We start from the raw sequence: 628 nt of genomic DNA on the forward strand, positions 1-628 counted from the left end.
TTTCTGCAACCAAGATGGCAAAGACAACGGCAAAGAATGCAACCACACCACCTAATGGACCAGTAAATGATACTTTATCGCCAAACAAAATATTAATCGCTTCAAGCATGACAAATTTACTGCCGACCAAAATAACGTAAGTACTTAAACCTCGGTAAACTTTAGGTGCGGTACCTGGTTTCGATTTGAAGTAATCGGCAATTCGGTGCTCGGCGTTGATTGATAACTTTAACAGCAGCTGTAAGAGCAATGCTGCCGCAAGTGAAATAGTGAAAGATTCAATGTTTACGAAATCCCAGTATTCATCAAAAATGTTTAAGACTGTTAAATCGACAAGTACCGCTAACGTGTAGCCAACAAAGAGTCGTTGGGGTGTATTGAAACCATATTCTTTACTTGGTGAGCTCATAATTGACCTTATTTTTATTGATGTCGTTGTCTGTGTTTTATATTGCCGACCTACGAATTAAAAAGAAACCATTTACTAAGTTGATGAAATTAATTGGCGTAAAATGGTAAGTATATTCGCTCTATTGTAGGGATAATAAAATGGTCGAAAATTTCATTGAGGTATATCCATGATTGTTTTATTTAGAGTACAAGATATTAATGAGTTAAATGTACATAT

General features: G+C 35.7%; 1 protein-coding gene. It reads right to left on the reverse strand.

The window, feature by feature from the left end:
• Nucleotides 1-409 (reverse strand): hypothetical protein (locus tag L4C33_RS22725; protein WP_428814609.1); only part of this gene is annotated, 409 nt, incomplete at its 3' end.
• Nucleotides 410-628 lie beyond the last annotated feature (219 nt).

This window comes from Vibrio makurazakiensis (assembly GCF_050337375.1).
GTDB lineage: Bacteria > Pseudomonadota > Gammaproteobacteria > Enterobacterales > Vibrionaceae > Vibrio > Vibrio makurazakiensis.